Genomic DNA, 19,449 nt, shown 5'->3' with positions numbered 1-19,449 from the left:
AGAACCCGCATGATCCGTGTGCTCGTCGCCGAGGACCAGTCCGCCGTACGGGCCGGGCTGGTGCTGATCCTGCGCAGCGCGCCCGACATCGAGGTGGTCGGGGAGGCGGCGGACGGCGAGCGGGCGGTGGCGCTCGCGCGGGAGCTGCGACCGGACCTGGTGCTCATGGATGTGCAGATGCCACGGCTGGACGGGGTGTCGGCGACCCGGCAGGTGGTCGCCGAGGGACTGGCCGACGTCCTCGTGCTGACCACGTTCGACCTGGACGAGTACGTCTTCGGGGCGTTGCGGGCCGGGGCGGCCGGCTTCCTGCTGAAGAACACGGAGGCGAGGGACCTCATCGAGGCCGTGCGGGCGGTGGGGCGCGGCGAGGGTCTGATCGCCCCGGCCGTCACCCGGCGGCTGATCGCGGAGTTCGCCGCCAAGCCCGTCCGGGAGCCCGCGGTCGATCCGGCCGCCCTCGACTCCCTCACCCGGCGGGAGCGGGAAGTGCTCTCCTGTCTGGGCGAAGGGCTGTCGAACGCGGAGATCGCGGGACGGCTGGACATGGCCGAGGCGACGGTGAAGACGCATGTCAGCCGTCTGCTGGGGAAGCTCGATCTGCGCAGCAGGGTGCAAGCGGCCGTGCTGGCACAGGAGTTGCGGGCCTGATCCCGGCCGGGCCCTCCCCGGGGTGTCCCACGTGAGCGCACTGGTCCAGACCCATTGACCTATGGTCCAGACCTTTCTATTCTCAGCCACACTGCGCCACGTCATGCTCATGATCAAGACACCCCACAAGGAGGCGCACATGCGCTTCAGGCACAGAGTCACGGCGGGTCTCGCGACCCTGCTCCTCCCCCTCGCCGGCCTGGTCGGTCTCGCCACCCCCGCCCAGGCGGCCACGGAAGCGACCGCCACCTACGCCAAGCCCCAGGACTGGGGCACCGGCTTCGAAGGCAAGTGGACGGTGAAGAACACCGGCACCACGACCATCAGCTCCTGGACCGTCGAGTGGGACTTCCCCTCCGGCACGACGGTCACCTCCGCCTGGGACGCGGACGTCACGTCCTCCGGCACCCACTGGACCGCCAAGAACAAGTCCTGGAACGGCACCCTCGCCCCCGGCGCCTCCGTCTCCTTCGGTTTCAACGGGAGCGGCTCAGGCTCCCCGGCCAACTGCAAGCTGAACGGCGCCAGTTGCGACGGCGGCCCCAGCGTCCCCGGCGACGCGGCACCCTCCGCCCCCGGCACCCCGACCACCTCGGACGTCACCAACACCTCGGTGAAGCTGAGCTGGAGCGCCGCCACCGACGACAAGGGCGTCAAGAACTACGACGTCCTGCGCGGCGGCACCAAGGTCGCCACCGTCACCGGCACCACCTACACCGACACCGGGCTGACCGCCGGCACCGACTACTCGTACACCGTCCAGGCCCGTGACACCGCCGACCAGACCGGCCCGGTCAGCGGCGCGGCGGCGGTCCGGACCACCGGGGGCGGCACGAACCCGAACCCGGGCTCGAAGATCAACCTCGGCTACTTCACCGAGTGGGGCGTCTACGGCCGCAACTACCACGTGAAGAACCTGGTCACCTCGGGCTCCGCCGCCAAGATCACCCACATCAACTACGCGTTCGGCAACGTCAAGAACGGCCAGTGCGTGCTGGACGACGCCTACGCGGCCACCGACAAGGCCTACACCGCCGACCAGTCCGTCAGCGGCGTCGCCGACACCTGGGACCAGCCGCTGCGCGGCAACTTCAACCAGCTCCGCCAGCTCAAGGCCAAGTACCCGCACATCAAGGTGCTGTACTCCTTCGGCGGCTGGACCTACTCCGGCGGCTTCGGCCAGGCCGCGCAGAACCCGGCCGCGTTCGCCAAGTCCTGCAAGGCCGTCGTGGAGGACCCGCGCTGGGCCGACGTCTTCGACGGCATCGACATCGACTGGGAGTACCCGAACGCCTGCGGCCTGACCTGCGACACCAGCGGACCGGCGGCCTTCAGGAACCTGATGTCGGCGCTGCGCACCGAATTCGGGCAGAACTACCTGGTCACCGCCGCGATCACCGCCGACGGCTCCTCCGGCGGCAAGATCGACGCGGCCGACTACGGCGGCGCCGCGACCCATCTGAACTGGTACAACGTGATGACGTACGACTACTTCGGAGCCTTCGACAAGGACGGCCCGACCGCCCCGCACTCCCCGCTGACCTCGTACCCCGGGATCCCGCAGGCCGGCTTCAACTCGGCCGACGCCGTCGCCAAGCTGAAGTCGAAGGGCATCCCGTCCGCCAAGCTACTGCTCGGCATCGGCTTCTACGGCCGCGGCTGGACCGGCGTCACCCAGTCCGCCCCCGGCGGCACGGCGACCGGCGCGGCCCCCGGCACCTACGAGGCGGGGATCGAGGACTACAAGATCCTGAAGAACTCCTGCCCGGCCACCGGCACCATCGCCGGCACGGCGTACGCCCACTGCGGCACCAACTGGTGGAGCTACGACACCCCGTCCACCATCGCCGGAAAGATGTCCTGGGCGAAGAACCAGGGGCTGGGCGGCGCCTTCTTCTGGGAGTTCAGCGGCGACACGAGCAACGGAGAGCTGGTGAACGCGATCAGCAACGGGCTGAGGTGACCGACTGAAACGATCAGTGGTCGAGACATCACGCGACGTTGACGCGCTGACCGGGCGGGGCTGCCTCCAGCCACGCGAGGAACCCGGTCAGCGCGTCCTCGCTCATCGCCAGTTCCAGCCGGGTCCCGCGGTGCAGACACGCGAGGATCACGGCGTCGGAGAGAAGCGCCAGCTCCTCCTCGCCCTCCGGCGTGCGGCGCCCGGCCACCTCGATCGAGGCGCGCTCCAGGACACGGCGGGGGCGGGGCGCGTACGAGAAGACGCGGTACCACTCGATGCGGTCGCCGTTGTAGCGGGCGACGCCGTACCCCCAGCCCTTGCCGTTCTCGTCGCTGCCGGGTTTCTCCGGGGCGGCCCAGCGGAGGCTGCAGTCGAACGTTCCGCCGGAACGCTGGATGAGGCGTCGGCGCAGTCCGAAGACGAAGAGCCCGACCACCACGAGCGCGATCACCGAACCGCACACAGTCAGAGCGAGGACCATCGACACCGACCTCCTCGTCTCCTAGGTAACGGAACGTAAAAAACACCCATATTCGCCTCAGCCGCGGCCGGGTCGGGATGTAGACATCCAGACCCAGCCGCGGCTGAGGTACAGCATCACACGGCGTCTGCGCTCAGCGCGCACCCGCCGTACGCAGTCGTACATCCGCGCGGCGCTCGGCGGCGGCATCGCCCTCCGCCTTCGCGCGCTCCAGCTCCCGCTGGGCGCCCTGGACGTCGATCTCGTCGGCCAGCTCGGCGACCTCGGCCAGCAGGGACAGCTTGTTGTCCGCGAACGAGATGAAACCGCCGTGCACAGCGACGACGACGGTGCCGCCCTCACTCGTACGGATGGTCACCGGGCCCGACTCCAGCACACCGAGCAGCGGCTGGTGACCGGGCATGACGCCGATGTCGCCGGACGTGGTCCGCGCGACGACCAGGGTGGCCTGGCCCGACCAGACCTCTCGGTCGGCCGCGACCAGCGCGACGTGCAGCTCAGCAGCCAAGGTGGCTCCTCGGGTCACCACCCGGCGCCTCCGCCGGGTGTTGGGTCAATTCTAGAGGGAGTACAGAGGGGGGCGGGACGCACCCCATGAGGTGTGGCCTCGCCCCCCACTGATCACGATTCGCCTGACGTCAGCTGACGCCGAGCTCCTTCGCGTTCTTCTTCAGGTCCTCGATACCACCGCACATGAAGAACGCCTGCTCCGGGAAGTGGTCGTACTCACCGTCGATGATCGCGTTGAACGCGGCGATCGACTCGTCCAGCGGCACGTCCGACCCGTCGACGCCGGTGAACTGCTTGGCGACGTGGGTGTTCTGGGACAGGAAGCGCTCCACGCGACGGGCACGGTGGACGACGAGCTTGTCCTCCTCGCCGAGCTCGTCGATACCGAGGATCGCGATGATGTCCTGGAGGTCCTTGTACTTCTGCAGGACCGACTTCACGCGCATCGCGGCGTTGTAGTGGTCCGCCGCGATGTAGCGCGGGTCCAGGATGCGGGACGTGGAGTCCAGCGGGTCCACGGCCGGGTAGATGCCCTTCTCCGAGATCGGACGGGAGAGAACCGTCGTCGCGTCGAGGTGGGCGAAGGTGGTGGCCGGGGCCGGGTCGGTCAGGTCGTCCGCGGGGACGTAGATCGCCTGCATCGAGGTGATCGAGTGACCACGGGTCGAGGTGATGCGCTCCTGGAGGAGACCCATCTCGTCGGCCAGGTTCGGCTGGTAACCCACCGCGGAGGGCATACGGCCGAGCAGGGTCGACACCTCGGAACCGGCCTGGGTGAAGCGGAAGATGTTGTCGATGAAGAACAGCACGTCCTGCTTCTGCACATCGCGGAAGTACTCCGCCATGGTCAGACCGGCGAGGGCCACGCGCAGACGGGTGCCCGGGGGCTCGTCCATCTGACCGAAGACCAGCGCGGTCTTGTCGATGACGCCGGACTCCGACATCTCCTCGATGAGGTCGTTGCCCTCACGGGTGCGCTCACCGACACCGGCGAACACGGAGACACCGTCGTGGTTGTTGGCGACGCGGTAGATCATCTCCTGGATGAGCACCGTCTTGCCGACACCGGCACCACCGAACAGACCGATCTTTCCACCCTTGACGTACGGGGTGAGAAGGTCGATGACCTTGACGCCGGTCTCGAACATCTCGGTCTTCGACTCGAGCTCGTCGAAGTTCGGAGCCTTGCGGTGGATGCCCCACCGCTCGCCCGTGTACTGCTCGTCGACGTTCAGCACCTCACCGAGGGTGTTGAACACCTTGCCCTTGGTGAAGTCGCCGACCGGCACGGTGATGGAGGCGCCGGTGTCGGTGACCGCGGCCTGGCGGACCAGACCGTCGGTGGGCTGCATGGAGATGGTGCGGACCAGGCCGTCACCCAGGTGCTGGGCGACCTCCAGGGTCAGCGTCTTCAGCTCGCCGGCGTTGGCCGGGTCGGCCACCTCGACGTGAAGGGCGTTGTAGATCTCCGGCATCGCGTCGACGGGGAACTCCACGTCGACGACCGGGCCGATGACCCGGGCGACGCGGCCCGTGGCAACGGCCGTCTCAGAAGTCGTCGTCATTACTTGTCACTCCCCGCGGTCGCGTCGGAAAGGGCTGCGGAGCCACCGACGATCTCGCTGATTTCCTGGGTGATTTCGGCCTGGCGGGCCGCGTTGGCAAGACGGGAGAGCGTGTTGATCAGCTCACCCGCGTTGTCGGTCGCCGACTTCATCGCGCGGCGGGTGGCGGCGTGCTTGGAGGCAGCCGACTGCAGCAGCGCGTTGTAGATACGGCTCTCGACGTAGCGCGGCAGCAGGGCGTCGAGGACGTCCTCCGCCGACGGCTCGAAGTCGTACAGCGGAAGGATCTCGCCCTTGGGCGCCTCCTCCGCGACCTCTTCGAGGCTGAGCGGCAGCAGACGCGCGTCGAGCGCCTGCTGCGTCATCATCGAGACGAACTCGGTGTAGACGATGTGGAGCTCGTCCACACCACCGTCCGCCGTGTCCTTCTCGATGGCCTCGATCAGCGGGCCCGCGACCTTCTTGGCGTCCGCGTACGTGGGCTCGTCGGTGAAGCCGGTCCACTGCTCCACGACCTTGCGCTCGCGGAAGTTGTAGTGGGCGACACCGCGGCGGCCGACGATGTACGTGTCGACCTGCTGGCCCTCGGCCTCGAGGCGGGCCGTCAACTTCTCCGCCGCCTTGATGGCGTTGGAGTTGAAGGCACCGGCGAGACCGCGGTCACTCGTCAGCAGCAGCACTGCGGAACGCGTGACCTTCTCGGCCTGCGTGGTCAGCGGGTGCTTGGTGTTCGAACCAGTGCCCACCGCCGTGACCGCGCGGGTGAGCTCGGTCGCGTAGGGCGTGGAGGCCGCCACCTTGCGCTGCGCCTTGACGACGCGCGAGGCGGCGATCATCTCCATCGCCTTGGTGATCTTCTTGGTCGCGGTGACGGATCGGATGCGACGCTTGTAGACCCGGAGCTGAGCTCCCATGAGTCAGGTCCCTTCCTTACGTCACTTGGAGACGTTGACGGCCGGAGCGTCCTCGCCGAGCAGCTTGCCGTCCGCGGTCTCGAACTGCTTCTTGAAGTCGGTGATCGCGTCGGCGACAGCGGTCAGCGTGTCGTCCGAGAGCTTGCCGCCCTCCTTGATGGAGGTCATGAGGCCCTGCTCCTTGCGGTGCAGGTACTCCAGCAGCTCCTTCTCGAAGCGGCGGATGTCGGCGACCGGTACGTCGTCCATCTTGCCGGTGGTGCCGGCCCACACGGAGACGACCTGGTCCTCGGTGGACATCGGCTCGTACTGGGCCTGCTTCAGCAGCTCGACCATGCGCTGACCGCGCTCCAGCTGCGCCTTCGACGCGGCGTCCAGGTCGGAACCGAAGGCGGCGAACGCCTCCAGCTCACGGAACTGGGCGAGGTCCACGCGCAGACGGCCGGAGACCTGCTTCATCGCCTTGTGCTGGGCGGAGCCACCGACTCGGGAGACGGAGATACCCACGTTCAGCGCGGGGCGCTGACCGGCGTTGAAGAGGTCCGACTCCAGGAAGCACTGGCCGTCGGTGATGGAGATGACGTTGGTCGGGATGAACGCCGAGACGTCGTTGGCCTTCGTCTCGACGATCGGCAGACCGGTCATCGAGCCCGCGCCCAACTCGTCGGAGAGCTTCGCGCAGCGCTCCAGCAGACGGGAGTGCAGGTAGAAGACGTCACCCGGGTAGGCCTCACGGCCCGGCGGGCGGCGCAGCAGCAGGGACACGGCGCGGTAGGCGTCGGCCTGCTTCGAGAGGTCGTCGAAGATGATGAGGACGTGCTTGCCCTCGTACATCCACTGCTGACCGATGGCCGAACCGGTGTAGGGCGCCAGGTACTTGAAGCCGGCCGGGTCGGACGCCGGGGCGGCGACGATGGTCGTGTACTCCAGCGCGCCGTTCTCCTCCAGCGCGCGGCGGACCGACGCGATGGTCGAGCCCTTCTGGCCGATGGCGACGTAGACGCAGCGGACCTGCTTCTTCGGGTCGCCCGAGCGCCAGTTGTCGCGCTGGTTGATGATCGTGTCGACGGCCAGGGCGGTCTTGCCGGTCTGGCGGTCACCGATGATCAGCTGACGCTGACCACGGCCGATCGGGGTCATCGCGTCGACGGCCTTGTAGCCGGTCTCCATCGGCTCGTGCACCGACTTACGGGCCATGACGCCCGGGGCCTGCAGCTCCAGGGCACGACGACCGCTGGTCTCGATCTCGCCGAGGCCGTCGATCGGGTTGCCGAGCGGGTCGACGACGCGGCCGAGGTAGCCCTCGCCCACCGCGACCGACAGGACCTCGCCGGTACGGGTGACCGGCTGACCCTCCTCGATACCGCTGAACTCACCGAGGACGATGGCGCCGATCTCGCGCTCTTCCAGGTTGAGCGCGAGGCCGAGGGTGCCGTCCTCGAACTTCAGCAGTTCGTTGGCCATGGCCGAGGGAAGACCCTCGACCTTCGCGATGCCGTCGCCGGCAAGGGTGACCGTACCGACCTCCTCGCGCGAGGCCGCGTCCGGCTTGTACGACTGGACGAAGTTCTCCAGCGCGTCCCGGATCTCCTCCGGCCGGATCGTGAGCTCCGCCATCTGGGTTCCCTGCTCTCCTTGTTGGGCCCGAAGTTTCACTTGGGGGGATGGGGACTCCCCCCTGAACGAGGTGAATCCTCTGCACGGCCCAACCGGGCCGTAGGTACACGTACGTACTGCTATGAAGTTTGTGCTAGCTCGCCAGGCGGCGGCCGGCGTCCTCGAGTCGGTCCGCGATCGAGCCGTTGATGATCTCGTCACCGACCTGGACCCGGATCCCGCCGAGGACACCGGGGTCCACGTCGAGGTTGAGGTGCATGGGTCGGCCGTAGAGCTTCGCCAGGGCGGCGCCGAGGCGTCGCTTCTGCGGGTCGCTCAGCGGGACCGCCGAGGTGACGACGGCGACCATGCGGTCCCGGCGCTCGGCGGCGAGCTTGGACAGGGACTCGAGTCCACCCTCCAGGCTACGTCCACGCGGCGCGGTCACGAGGCGCGTCACCAGACGCTCGGTGGTGGCCTTGGCACGGCCGCCGAGCAGGCTGCTCAGCAGCGCGCTCTTGGCCTGGCCGCCCGCGGCACGGTCGGTCAGCGCGGCCCGCAGCTCGGTGTTCGAGGCGACGATCCGGCCGAAGCGGAACAGCTCGTCCTCGACGTCGTCGAGCGTGGCCGACTGCTGCGCGGCCGTGAGGTCGGCGACATCGGCCAGCTGCTCCAGCGCGTCCACCAGGTCGCGGGGCTGCGACCAGCGGGAACGCACCAGACCGGAGACCAGGTCGACGGTGGTCGCGCCAACCTGACCGCCCAGGATGCGGCCGACCAGCTCGGCCTTGGCCTCGCCGGACTGCGCCGGGTCGGTGAGGACCCGACGCAGCGACACCTCGCGGTGGAGCAGAGCGGTGACGGCGGCCAGCTCCTCGGCGAGCCGCGCCGCGTCGACGGACGTGGAGTCCGTCAGCGCGTCGAGACGCGTCCGTGCGGCTGCCAGGGCCTCTCGGCTCGCTCCGTTCATCGCGTGGCCTCGGCCTTCTCCTCGAGGTCGTCGAGGAAGCGGTCGATCACACGGCTCTGCCGGGCGTGGTCCTCCAGGGACTCACCGACGAGCTTGCCGGCCAGGTCGGTGGCGAGCTTGCCCACGTCCTGACGCAGCGCCGAAGCGGCGGCCTTGCGGTCGGCGGCGAGCTGCGAGTGACCGGCGGCGATGATCTCCTCGCGCTGCCGCTGGCCCTCGGCCCGCATCTCGGCGATGAGCTCGGCGCCCTGCTCCTGCGCCTCCTGGCGCAGCCGCGCGGCCTCGTGCCGAGCCTCGGCGAGCTGGGCCTTGTACTGCTCCAGCACGCTCTGGGCCTCGACCTTCATGCGGTCGGCCTCTTCGATACCGCCCTCGATCGCGTCGCGGCGCTCTTCCAGAACCTTGTTGATGTTCGGGAGCGCCTTCTTCCAGAAGAAGAAGAACACGATGGCGAAGGCGATGGCGCCCACGAGCAGCTCGGGGCCCGGCGGGATGAGCGGGTTCTGCTCCTCCTCGGCCGCCAGCTGTACCAGGTTGGCGATCACATCAGTGCCTTTCGTTGAAAGGTTTGCTCGTCAGGGCTCGTCAGTTGTAGACGAACGGCATGACGATGCCGATGAGGGCGAGCGCCTCACAGAAGGCGAAGCCGAGGATCTGGTTGGCACGGATCAGGCCGGCGGCCTCGGGCTGGCGGGCCAGAGCCTGGGTGCCGTTGCCGAAGATGATGCCGACGCCGACGCCGGGGCCGATGGCGGCGAGGCCGTAGCCGACAGAACCGATGTTGCCTTCGAGGGCGGCGAGGGTCTCCATGGCAGCCATGCTGATTCTTCCTTCTCTTTCATGGACCGGCGGGGGTTGGCCACCGGACGTTCTTGGGGGTAGTGGAGGCGCGGGGCTCAGTGGTGCTCGGCGAGCGCGCCCTGGATGTACGAGCAGGCGAGGAGCACGAAGACGTACGCCTGGACGGCCTGCACGAAGAGCTCGAAGAGGATCATGACGATGGTCATGATGAAGGAGACACCGGCCGCCGGGATCATCCAGCTGTTCAGCAGGTACCAGGAGGCCACGGTGAACATGACCAGCATCAGGTGACCGGCGAACATGTTGGCGAAGAGTCGCACCGCGTGCGTGAACGGGCGGACCAGCAGGTTCGAGAAGAACTCGATGACCACCACGAGCGGTAGCACCGGGCCGAGCGACTTGTCGTAGCCGGTGACGTTCTTGAAGAACCCGACGAAACCGTGCTTCTTGAAGGTCAGCGAGACCCAGACCACGTAGACGACCAGGGCGAGGACCATCGGGTAGGCGATGATCGACGACACCGGGAACTGGGCCAGCGGGATCACGGACCAGATGTTCATGATCCAGATGAAGAAGAACAGCGAGACCATCAGCGGGACGTACTTCTCGCCCTCCTTCCGGCCCAGCGTCTCGTAGACGATGCCGCGGCGTACGAAGTCGTAGCCCGCCTCACCGATCATCTGCAGCTTGCCCGGCACCACCTTCGCCTTGCCGAAGGCGAGGGTGAAGAAGGTGATCACCAGGAGAGTGGTGATCAGCGCGAGCAGCATCACCTTGTTGAACTCGAACCCGCCGACCGTGGCGATCGGCTTGAAGAGGAACGAGTGCAGGCCCGGAGCCGGGAAGCCACAGCCGTTGTCGGACATGATCCGACAGCTCCAGTCAAAGGCGAGCTGGGTCTGGTCAGCACTCACCACGGGCTCCTTCGGCGTGACGCATGGGTACGGCAACCTCGTTGTGTCGGCGCGGCGCGCAGCCGCGGGTCGGCACTGGACTGGTGTTACGGATGTGGGGGCGGCTGGGGGGCATCAAGCCTCGCGATTGAGCAGGCGTCAGCTCAGATGCCCGCGCCCGCGATGCCGCAGTTGGCACCGGACGATAGCAGGAGTTCGCACACGCCCTTATCCCGGCCCTACTCCTCACGACGAGTGCCCCGATTTTTCGGGCTTGTTGCCCGTCGGCGCATCGGGTTCGACATAGAGGATCTTGGCCTTCATATGGGCGCGCGTCTGTGCGGCGATCCACACGAGCGTGGTGGCGACGAGCGTGAACGCGAAGGCCTTGGGGTGGAACAGAGTGGTGTCCTTGAACGCGGACAGAAAGATGAACAACAACAGAATCTGCGCCGCGTAAAGCATGAGGCCCATCATCTGGAACAGATGAGGAAGCGATTTGGCGGTGCGCTGCAGAACGTAGAGCCCGATCCCCATGAAGAGGATCGTGATCACCGCCGCCACGACGGCGCCGAGAGCCCCCTTTCCTCCGACGACCGCGCCGCTGACGACAGCGGCGATCGCGCCGGCGGCTGCCGTGGGCACGGCGGCCTGAAGGAGGGTCCGGACGTCATTGGACGGCATGGCGGCAACTCCGCTTGCTAAGGGGGCAGGGTGTCGTCATGGACGAGCGTAGACCCCGGGGGCGAGCGAGAATCTCGCGCCAACGGACCGTCGTAGCGCGGTCCTTCGACTCTGTCCCGGGTTCTCGTGAACCGTATCACAAACTATTTGATGAGGTCTTTACCTGAACGATGTGCCAGGTGTCACACATGAGAGTGAACCTGCCCGTCTGTGCAGAAACCCCGCCGACTTGTCTGGTATAAAGCCGTTTTGCTCCGTCACGCGCTCGCATGGCATCGGCAAAGTGTTAGTCAGATTCTTACCTTGCCGTCAGCGCCGCGCCCCGCCCGCACGCCCGCACGACGGACGGCCGGAGGCCGTGCGCGACACCTCGCGCACGGCCTCCGGCCGGTTCCTCGATCGGGGCGACGGCGGCTCCGCGCGGAGCCCTCGCTCAGTTGCGCGCGCCCGCCGGGCTGCGTTCCGGTTCGTGGGTGCGGCCGCCGATCGCCGTGGCGCCGTTGAGGGAGGGCGCCCAGTCGGCGGCGGGCTCCGGGGCGGTCGCCGGGATCGCGCGGCGGCGGTAGCGGGGAGGGACGAAGCGTTGCGCCCAGCGCGGCGCGCGGGGGGTGAAGCGGGGCAGCAGGAGGAGGAAGAGACCGACCCCGCTGAGCATGGCGATGGCGAGGACGATCCACATGGACGCCGAGTTCACCGTGTACGCGAGGGTGCCGAAGGCGATCACCGCGGACCAGAAGTACATGATCAGCACGGCCCGGCTGTGCGAGTGCCCTACCTCCAGGAGCCGGTGGTGCAGATGCCCCCGGTCGGCGGCGAACGGCGACTGGCCACGCCAGGTGCGGCGCACGATCGCGAGGATCAGGTCCGCCGCCGGGATCGCGAGGATGCTCAGCGGCATCAGCAGCGGGATGTAGACCGGCACCATCGAGTAGACCGTGCTGCGTTCCGAGCCGTAGAGGTTCATCACGTCCGGGTCGACCTGCCCGGTGATGGAGATCGCGCCGGCCGCCAGCACCAGGCCGATCATCATCGAGCCGGAGTCGCCCATGAAGATCCGCGCGGGGTGCATGTTGTGCGGCAGGAAGCCCAGGCACATGCCCATCAGGACGGCCGCGAACAGCGTGGCGGGGGCCGCGGCCTCGATGCCGTAGCTGTACCAGAGGCGGTAGGCGTACATGAAGAACGCGGCGGAGGCGATGCAGACCATGCCGGCGGCGAGACCGTCGAGACCGTCGACGAAGTTGACCGCGTTGATGGTGATGACGACCAGGGCGACCGTGAGCAGGGTGCCCTGCCACTGGGTCAGCGCGACGATCCCCACACTGGGGATGGGCAGCCACAGGATCGTCAGACCCTGCATGACCATCACACCGGCCGCGATCATCTGGCCGCCGAGCTTGATCAGGGCGTCGATCTCGAACTTGTCGTCCAGGACGCCGATGAGCCAGATCAGCGCGGCCCCGGAGAGCAGGGCGCGCGGTTCGTTGGACTCGGCGAAGACCTCGCTGAGGTTGGTCAGGTGGTCGGCGACCAGCAGACCCGCGCACAGCCCGAAGAACATCGCGATGCCGCCGAGGCGGGGCGTGGGCTCACGGTGGACGTCACGCGCACGGATCTCCGGCATGGCTCCGGCCACGATCGCGAACTTCCGTACCGGCCCTGTCAACAGGTACGTCACCGCGGCCGTGATGCAGAGCGTCAGGAGGTATTCACGCACGGGCTTCCCCACAGGTCTCGCTGGCCATCACAGCCTCACACCCTAGCGATGCGCGCGGCGATGCACGCATACGGTGGAGGACATCCGGGTAGCGACGATGGTTGCACGTGATGCTGTGCCTGGTGGTGCGTCTACCCCACCTCAGCGCGGATACGGCGGAAATCTTCCGGCCAGGTCCCGCACTTCTTCACGGGCCCGCCTGCCGTCGCCGCCGTCCCGCAGGGTGCCCGCGAAGAGCACCGCGAGCCGTGCCATCTCCGCCTCGCCCATGCCCTGAGTGGTCAACGCGGCCGTGCCGAGCCGCAGGCCACGGGCGTCCCCGTGCGGAAGCGCGCAGCAGTCCAGGACCATCCCGGCGGCCGCGAGCCGCCCCTTGGCCGTACGGCCGTCGATCCCGAGTGGCGCGGTATCGACGGTCAGGAGGTGGGTGTCGGTGCCGCCGGTGACGACCACGAGCCCCTCCTCGGCCAGCCCGCGGGCCAGGACGCGGGCGTTCGCGACCACCTGATGGGCGTACGCGGTGAACGCCGGCGTTGCCGCCTCCCCGAACGCGACGGCCTTCGCTGCGATGGTGTGCATCTGCGCGCCACCCTGGGTGAACGGGAACACCGCCCGGTCGACCCGCTCCGCCAGCTCGCTCCCGCACAGCAGCATCCCGCCGCGCGGCCCCCTCAGCACCTTGTGCGTGGTGGCGCACACGATGTCGGCGTACGGCACCGGGTTGGGCGCCGCTCCCCCGGCTACCAACCCGATCGGATGGGCCGCGTCGGCGATGAGATAGGCGCCCACCTCGTCGGCGACCTCGCGGAAGAAGGCGTAGTCGATGTGCCGGGGGTAGGAGATGGACCCGCAGACGATGGCCTTGGGGCGGTGGGTGCGGGCGAGGGTGCGCACCTGCTCGCGGTCGATCAGCCCCGACTCGGCCTCCACGCCGTATCCGACGAAGTCGAACCAGCGGCCGGAGAAGTTGGCGGGCGACCCGTGGGTGAGATGGCCGCCGAAGTGCAGGCCCATCGCCAGCACGGTGTCGCCGGGGCGCAGCAGGGCTGCGTACGCGGCCAGGACGGCCGAAGAACCGGAGTGCGACTGCACGTTGGCGTGCTCGGCCCCGAAGAGGGCCCTGGCGCGCTCCACGGCCAGCCGCTCGGCGAGGTCCACCATCTCGCAGCCGCCGTGGTGCCGGGCGCCCGGGTACCCTTCCGCGTACTTGTTCGCGAGGGGGGAGCCCAACGCGGCCAGGACGGCGGGCGAGGTGAAGTTCTCGGCGGCGACGAGCTGCAGCGTCGTCGCCTGCCGATCGAACTCACCGAGCAGGATGTCGGCCAGCTCGGGGTCCTGCCGCCGCAGGACATCGGCCTCTAGGACAGGGGTGACCGACATGATGGACTCCGGGGCGTCGACGATGACGTACGGCCAATGTAGACCGCGGACGCCCGGCATGCCCGACATCGTCACCACTTAGGGCCGCGGGCACCCGCACCGACCGCCGGTGCCGGGGCACCGCGGCGGCTACGCCCTCGCCGGCACCCCTGTGAGGGCGGTCACCACCGGGTCCAGGGCCTGGTGTATCTCGTCACCCACCGAGCGGAAGAACGGCAGCGGGGCGCCGTACGGGTCGTAGACCTCGTCGGCCTCGGCGGTGGGGGCCAGGAGCCACCCGCGTAGAGCGGCGGCGGCGCGGACCAGGGCGCGTGCGCGGACGACCATGCCCTCCTCCAGGGGAGGCAGCGTGGTGGGGTCGATGGCGCGCACCAGGCGGGTGAACTCCTTCAGGGTGAAGGTGCGCAGCCCGGCGGAGTGCCCCATGGAGATGACCTGCGCCCGGTGGTCACGGGTGGCCGTCAGCACCAGGTCGGCCCGGATGACGTGCTCGTCCAGCAGTTCGCGCCCCGTGAAGCCGGAGGCGTCCGCGCCGAAGTCCGCGAGGACCGCCTCCGCGTTCGCCTCCATGGGCGCCCCTTCGTGCCCCCACGTCCCCGCGCTCTCGACGATCAGTCCGCCCCACAGCGGGTCCCCGAGCCGGTCCGCCAGGGCATGGCGGGTCAGCCGCTCGGTGATCGGCGAGCGGCACACGTTGCCGGTGCTGACGTGGAGGATGCGGAAGGTGTCCCGCGGCAGCCCCGTGAAGGTCCGCGTCTCTTCCCCGTCCCATATGCCACGCCCCGCGTCAGGGGCCGTCAATTCGCCACCTCAAGGTCGGGGACGACCTTGCGGAGTTCCTCTGCCGACAAGGCCCCGGCCCGCAGCAGCACCGGCACCTTGCCCGTGACGTCGACGATCGACGACGGCTCGTTGCCGGGGGTCGGGCCACCGTCCAGGTAGACGGAGACGGAGTCGCCGAGCATCGCCTCGGCGGCGTCGCAGTTCTCCGGGGCCGGGTGACCGGTCAGGTTGGCCGAGGAGACCGCCATGGGACCGACCTCGGTCAGCAGCTCGATGGCGACCGGGTGCAGCGGCATGCGCACGGCGACGGTGCCCCGGGTGTCGCCGAGGTCCCACTGCAGCGACGGCTGGTGCTTGGCGACGAGGGTCAGCGCGCCCGGCCAGAACGCGTCGACCAGCTCCCAGGCCATCTCGGAGAAGTCCGTGACCAGGCCGTGCAGGGTGTTCGGGGAGCCGATGAGCACGGGCGTGGGCATGTTGCGGCCCCGGCCCTTGGCCTCCAGGAGGTCGGCCACGGCCTCCGACGTGAACGCGTCCGCGCCGATGCCGTACACGGTGTCCGTCGGCAGCACCACGAGCTCGCCCCGGCGAATGGCGGACGCGGCCTCGCGCAGACCGGTGGCGCGGTCGGTCGCGTCGTTGGTGTCGTATCGCCGTGCCATTTAGCGGGCCTCCTCGTACACGTACTGCTGCTGGGGGGTTGTCGTCGGGCGCGCGCTCATGCTCGTGCTCATCAGGGCAGCGCCTTGCGGGCGGTCGCGAACCGCGGCCGGTTGTTGAGGTCCGGGTGGTCGGCCGCGTCGGCCCAGCCCCGCTCCTCGGTGAAGATCCAGGGCACCTGGCCGCCCTGGGTGTCGGCGTGCTCGATGACGACGACACCGCCCGGGCGCAGGAGCCGGTGTGCGGTGCGTTCCAGGCCTCGGATCAGATCCAGGCCGTCCTCCCCTGAGAACAGGGCGAGTTGGGGATCGTAGTCGCGGGCCTCGGGCGCCACGTACTCCCACTCGGTGAGCGGGATGTACGGCGGGTTGGAGACGACCAGGTCGACCTGGCCGTCGAGGTCGCGGAAGGCGTCCAGGGCGTTGCCCTGGCGCAGGTCGACGCGTGAGCCCGCCATGTTCTTGCGGGTCCACGTCAGGGCGTCCTCGGACAGCTCCACGGCGTGCACGCGCGAGCGCGGCACCTCCTGGGCGAGGGCGAGGGCGATGGCACCGGAGCCGGTGCACAGATCGACGATGAGCGGCTCGACGACGTCCATCGCGCGGACGGCGTCTATGGCCCACCCGACCACCGACTCGGTCTCGGGCCGGGGCACGAACACCCCGGGGCCGACCTGAAGTTCGAGGTAGCGGAAGTAGGCGCGCCCGGTGATGTGCTGGAGCGGCTCACGCTGCTCGCGCCGGGCGATGACCTCCCAGTACCGGGCGTCGAAGTCGGAGTCCCTGACGGTGTGCAGCTCGCCCCGCTTGACGCCGTGCACGAACGCGGCGAGCTCCTCCGCGTCGTTGCGCGGCGAGGGCACGCCGGCGTCGGCCAGGCGCTGGGTGGCCTGGGCCACTTCCGCGAGCAGCAGGTTCACGCAAGTCCTCCGTCGTACTGGTCGTGCTCGAAACGGCCTTACGCGGCGGCCAGCTTCGCGGCCGAGTCCGCGTCGACACAGGCCTGGATCACCGCGTCGAGTTCACCGTCGAGCACCTGGTCCAGGTTGTAGGCCTTGAAGCCGACGCGGTGGTCCGAGATGCGGTTCTCCGGGAAGTTGTACGTGCGGATCTTCTCGGAGCGGTCGACGGTACGGACCTGGCTGCGGCGGGCGTCGGCGGCATTCTTCTCCGCCTCCTCCTGCGCCGCGGCGAGCAGCCTGGAGCGCAGGATACGCATCGCCTGCTCCTTGTTCTGCAGCTGGCTCTTCTCGTTCTGGCAGGAGGCGACGACTCCGGTGGGAAGGTGCGTGATGCGCACGGCGGAGTCGGTGGTGTTGACGGACTGCCCGCCGGGCCCGGAGGAGCGGTAGACATCGATCCGCAGGTCGTTCGCGTGGATCTCGACGTCGACCTCCTCGGCCTCGGGCGTGACGAGCACACCGGCGGCCGAGGTGTGGATACGGCCCTGCGACTCGGTCGAGGGCACACGCTGCACGCGGTGCACACCGCCCTCGTACTTCAGCCGCGCCCAGACGCCCTGCCCGGGCTCGGTGGCGCCCTGGCCGCCCTTGGTCTTCACGGCGACCTGGACGTCCTTGTAGCCGCCCAGCTCGGACTCGGTGGCGTCGATGATCTCGGTCTTCCAGCCGACGCGCTCGGCGTACCGCAGGTACATGCGGAGCAGGTCCCCGGCGAACAGCGCGGACTCGTCGCCGCCGGCGCCGGCCTTGATCTCCAGGATGACGTCCTTGTCGTCGGACGGGTCCCGGGGCACGAGCAGCAGCCGCAGCTTCTCCGTCAGCTCCTCGCGCTGCTTCTCCAGCTCCTTGACCTCGGCTGCGAAGTCCGGGTCGTCCGCGATGAATTCACGGGCCGTCTCGATGTCGTCGCCGGTCTGCTTCCAGGAGCGGTACGTGCCGACGATCGGGGTCAGCTCCGCGTAGCGCTTGTTGAGCTTGCGCGCGTTGGCCTGGTCCGCGTGGACCGACGGGTCGGCGAGCTTCTTCTCCAGGTCGGCGTGTTCCCCGACCAGTTCCTCGACCGCCTCGAACATCTCTCCGGCTCCCTGTACGACGTTGTGAGTGGGCTGCACCGCAAAGCGCCGGTCCCGACGCCCCCGATGGGGGCACCGCGGACCGGCGCTGGGGGCTCGCTACTTCTTGGCAGCGGCAGCCTTGCCGAAGCGGGCCTCGAAGCGGGCCACGCGGCCACCGGTGTCGAGGATCTTCTGCTTGCCCGTGTAGAACGGGTGGCACTCGGAGCAGACCTCGGCACGGATAGTGCCGCTCTCGATCGTGCTGCGGGTGGTGAACGACGCGCCACAGGTGCAGCTGACCTGCGTCTCGACGTACTCGGGGTGGATGTCGCGCTTCAAGGTGTCTCCTAGTTTCGGGAGGGCGCCGGGTCGCGTCCGCGGGATGCGAGCGCGTGAACCGGAGCCGACGTACCAGTCTGCCAGGACTGGCGCCATCTCCCAAAACCAGGGGGCGCCCGCAGGTATTCCCGCCCCGACACCCGGCGGACCATCACACCGCCTCGCGCCGCCGTTCCGGCTCCGGGTGCGCGCGGTCAGCGCCCGCCGACGGCACGCGCAGGGGTCTCGTCAGTGCCGCACGCGACCGCAGGCAGGCGCGCTGCCGCCCAGCCTTGCCCCCAGCCTCGGGCACCCTCAGGAGGGAGCGACGACCCCGTCCGCCGACCCCGTGGCCGTGCCCTTCGTCGCCGACTTCGGGATGGTTCTGTCGTCCTTCAGGGCCGCCCAGACCTGCTTCGACTTCGCCTCGTCCACCAGGACGCGGTTCGGGTCGGCGGGGTCGTACTGGACCGGCATCGTGACCATGTTCATGTTCTTGGAGCTGATGCCCTTGAGGCCGTTCGCGAAGGACGCGAGGTCCTTGACGGTGTCCAGTTCGGAGTCGGTGGTGACGGCGTCGGTCGCGGAGTCGGCGAGGTCGTAGATCTTCTTGGGGCTGCTGAAGATCCCCACCGACTTGACCTGCTCGATCAGCGCCTTGATGAACGCCTGCTGGAGCTGGATGCGCCCCAGGTCCGACCCGTCCCCCACCCCGTGCCGCGTGCGCACGAGCCCGAGCGCCTGCTTGCCGGTGAGGGTGTGCTCCCCGGCCTTCAGGTTCAGATGACTGTCGGGGTCCTTGATGTCCTTGGTCGTGGTGATGGGGACCCCGCCGAGGACGTTGATCAGCTTCTCGAAGCCCGCGAAGTCGATCTCGATGTAGTGGTCCATCCGGATCCCGGTCATGGACTCGACGGTCTTCACCGCACACGCGGCACCCCCCGTGGAGTACGCGGAGTTGAACATCGCGTACGAGGCCGCCGGGTGGTCCTTGCCCTTCGCGTCGGTGCACTCGGGCCGCTCGACGAGGGTGTCCCGGGGGATGGAGACCACGCTGGCCCGCTTGTGGCCCTCGTAGACGTGCACGACCATCGCCGTGTCGGAGCGGGCGCTGCCGTCGTCGAGGCCACCGCCGAGCTTCTTGTTGCTGCCCGCGCGGGTGTCGGAGCCGAGGACCAGGATGTCCTGCGAGCCGTTGTCGACGTCGAGGGGCCGGTCGGTGCCGAGGGCCTGGTTGATGTCGACGCTCTTGATGTTGCCGTTGAGCTTGAAGTACAGGTAGCCGATTCCGGTGCCGCCCAGTACCAGGACGCCCGCGGCGGTCCAGACGACGGCGAGCGCCGCTCTGCTGTGCCCGTCGCGGGACTTGCGGCGGCGGCCCTTGGCCGCGCGGTGTCGCGGGCCGGTGGTGCCTGTCTTCCCCGGTATGCCGTCGTCCGGCGTGCTCTCGGCGGACATCTGCTCCTCGTTCTCTCTCCGGTCGGTTACCCCCTGCGCTCAGGCCCAGGCCTGTCGGGTCGGATGCGGCCATGACATTCCGCCGACGC

The 19,449-nt window shown here is 68.9% G+C and carries 20 protein-coding genes; 2 read left to right on the top strand and 18 right to left on the bottom strand.

All coding sequences use genetic code 11. From position 1 onward, the window contains the following. Nucleotides 1-9: 9 nt before the first annotated feature. Together RM704_RS33630 and RM704_RS33625 are read left to right on the top strand one after the other, a co-directional pair. The gene (locus tag RM704_RS33630; RefSeq protein WP_033526506.1) at nucleotides 10-651 is read left to right on the top strand and encodes a response regulator; all 642 of its coding nucleotides are present in this window, start codon (nucleotides 10-12) and stop codon (nucleotides 649-651) included. Nucleotides 652-790: 139 nt separating this feature from the next. Further along, nucleotides 791-2,614 carry a glycoside hydrolase family 18 chitinase gene (locus RM704_RS33625; protein WP_033526507.1) on the top strand — a complete coding sequence of 608 codons (1,824 nt, stop codon included), beginning with the start codon at nucleotides 791-793 and terminating at the stop codon, nucleotides 2,612-2,614. A gap of 28 nt (nucleotides 2,615-2,642) precedes the next feature. On the opposite strand, the gene RM704_RS33620 is transcribed toward RM704_RS33625, so the two are convergent. The 18 genes from RM704_RS33620 to RM704_RS33535 form a co-directional block, all read right to left on the bottom strand. Next, nucleotides 2,643-3,095, bottom strand: coding sequence for a DUF2550 domain-containing protein (locus RM704_RS33620; RefSeq protein WP_033526508.1), 453 nt, complete (start codon nucleotides 3,093-3,095; stop codon nucleotides 2,643-2,645). 133 nt (nucleotides 3,096-3,228) lie between these two features. After that, a complete protein-coding gene (locus RM704_RS33615; RefSeq protein WP_033526509.1) occupies nucleotides 3,229-3,603 on the bottom strand; it encodes a F0F1 ATP synthase subunit epsilon in 375 nt (124 codons plus the stop codon). Between the two features lie 130 nt (nucleotides 3,604-3,733). After that, on the bottom strand, nucleotides 3,734-5,170 hold the full coding sequence (gene atpD, locus RM704_RS33610) for a F0F1 ATP synthase subunit beta (protein ID WP_033526510.1): 1,437 nt from the start codon (nucleotides 5,168-5,170) through the stop codon (nucleotides 3,734-3,736). Continuing rightward, nucleotides 5,170-6,084: a F0F1 ATP synthase subunit gamma gene (locus RM704_RS33605; RefSeq protein ID WP_033526511.1), complete on the bottom strand. Its 915-nt coding sequence runs from the start codon at nucleotides 6,082-6,084 to the stop codon at nucleotides 5,170-5,172. Before RM704_RS33605 ends, atpD begins: the two co-directional genes overlap by 1 nt. A 21-nt stretch (nucleotides 6,085-6,105) precedes the next feature. After that, on the bottom strand, nucleotides 6,106-7,701 hold the full coding sequence (gene atpA / locus RM704_RS33600; protein WP_033526512.1) for a F0F1 ATP synthase subunit alpha: 1,596 nt from the start codon (nucleotides 7,699-7,701) through the stop codon (nucleotides 6,106-6,108). Nucleotides 7,702-7,834: 133 nt separating this feature from the next. After that, entirely contained in the window at nucleotides 7,835-8,650 is an 816-nt protein-coding gene (locus RM704_RS33595) for a F0F1 ATP synthase subunit delta (protein ID WP_033526513.1), read from the bottom strand. Next, nucleotides 8,647-9,195, bottom strand: a complete 549-nt coding sequence (locus RM704_RS33590; RefSeq protein ID WP_033526514.1) for a F0F1 ATP synthase subunit B — start codon at nucleotides 9,193-9,195, stop codon at nucleotides 8,647-8,649. Before RM704_RS33590 ends, RM704_RS33595 begins: the two co-directional genes overlap by 4 nt. A gap of 40 nt (nucleotides 9,196-9,235) precedes the next feature. Next, nucleotides 9,236-9,469, bottom strand: a complete 234-nt coding sequence (gene atpE / locus RM704_RS33585) for an ATP synthase F0 subunit C (protein WP_013000660.1) — start codon at nucleotides 9,467-9,469, stop codon at nucleotides 9,236-9,238. 77 nt (nucleotides 9,470-9,546) lie between these two features. Further along, nucleotides 9,547-10,365, bottom strand: a complete 819-nt coding sequence (gene atpB, locus RM704_RS33580; RefSeq protein WP_498076442.1) for a F0F1 ATP synthase subunit A — start codon at nucleotides 10,363-10,365, stop codon at nucleotides 9,547-9,549. A 225-nt stretch (nucleotides 10,366-10,590) separates the two neighbouring features. After that, complete coding sequence (locus RM704_RS33575; RefSeq protein ID WP_033526516.1) at nucleotides 10,591-11,028, bottom strand: Cg1360 family ATP-synthase-associated protein; 438 nt, start codon at nucleotides 11,026-11,028, stop codon at nucleotides 10,591-10,593. A gap of 433 nt (nucleotides 11,029-11,461) precedes the next feature. Further along, a complete protein-coding gene (locus RM704_RS33570) occupies nucleotides 11,462-12,745 on the bottom strand; it encodes an MraY family glycosyltransferase (RefSeq protein WP_033526517.1) in 1,284 nt (427 codons plus the stop codon). A 141-nt stretch (nucleotides 12,746-12,886) separates the two neighbouring features. Then, nucleotides 12,887-14,125, bottom strand: coding sequence for a serine hydroxymethyltransferase (gene glyA / locus RM704_RS33565; RefSeq protein WP_033526584.1), 1,239 nt, complete (start codon nucleotides 14,123-14,125; stop codon nucleotides 12,887-12,889). Nucleotides 14,126-14,254: 129 nt separating this feature from the next. Next, nucleotides 14,255-14,926, bottom strand: a complete 672-nt coding sequence (locus tag RM704_RS33560; RefSeq protein WP_033526518.1) for an arsenate reductase/protein-tyrosine-phosphatase family protein — start codon at nucleotides 14,924-14,926, stop codon at nucleotides 14,255-14,257. Continuing rightward, nucleotides 14,923-15,570, bottom strand: coding sequence for an L-threonylcarbamoyladenylate synthase (locus RM704_RS33555; RefSeq protein WP_033526519.1), 648 nt, complete (start codon nucleotides 15,568-15,570; stop codon nucleotides 14,923-14,925). Before RM704_RS33555 ends, RM704_RS33560 begins: the two co-directional genes overlap by 4 nt. 71 nt (nucleotides 15,571-15,641) lie before the next feature. Beyond that, the gene (prmC, locus tag RM704_RS33550) at nucleotides 15,642-16,487 is read right to left on the bottom strand and encodes a peptide chain release factor N(5)-glutamine methyltransferase (protein ID WP_033526520.1); all 846 of its coding nucleotides are present in this window, start codon (nucleotides 16,485-16,487) and stop codon (nucleotides 15,642-15,644) included. A 38-nt stretch (nucleotides 16,488-16,525) separates the two neighbouring features. Next, entirely contained in the window at nucleotides 16,526-17,602 is a 1,077-nt protein-coding gene (gene prfA / locus RM704_RS33545) for a peptide chain release factor 1 (RefSeq protein ID WP_033526521.1), read from the bottom strand. Between the two features lie 99 nt (nucleotides 17,603-17,701). Further along, a complete protein-coding gene (gene rpmE, locus RM704_RS33540) occupies nucleotides 17,702-17,923 on the bottom strand; it encodes a 50S ribosomal protein L31 (RefSeq protein WP_028804216.1) in 222 nt (73 codons plus the stop codon). A gap of 294 nt (nucleotides 17,924-18,217) precedes the next feature. Then, nucleotides 18,218-19,360 carry an LCP family protein gene (locus RM704_RS33535; protein ID WP_033526522.1) on the bottom strand — a complete coding sequence of 381 codons (1,143 nt, stop codon included), beginning with the start codon at nucleotides 19,358-19,360 and terminating at the stop codon, nucleotides 18,218-18,220. Nucleotides 19,361-19,449 lie beyond the last annotated feature (89 nt).

Source organism: Streptomyces gottesmaniae, from assembly GCF_031845845.1.
Taxonomy (GTDB): domain Bacteria; phylum Actinomycetota; class Actinomycetes; order Streptomycetales; family Streptomycetaceae; genus Streptomyces; species Streptomyces akebiae.
The sequence above is the reverse complement of the archived record's forward strand: the minus strand, read 5'-3'. Positions and strand labels throughout refer to the sequence as shown.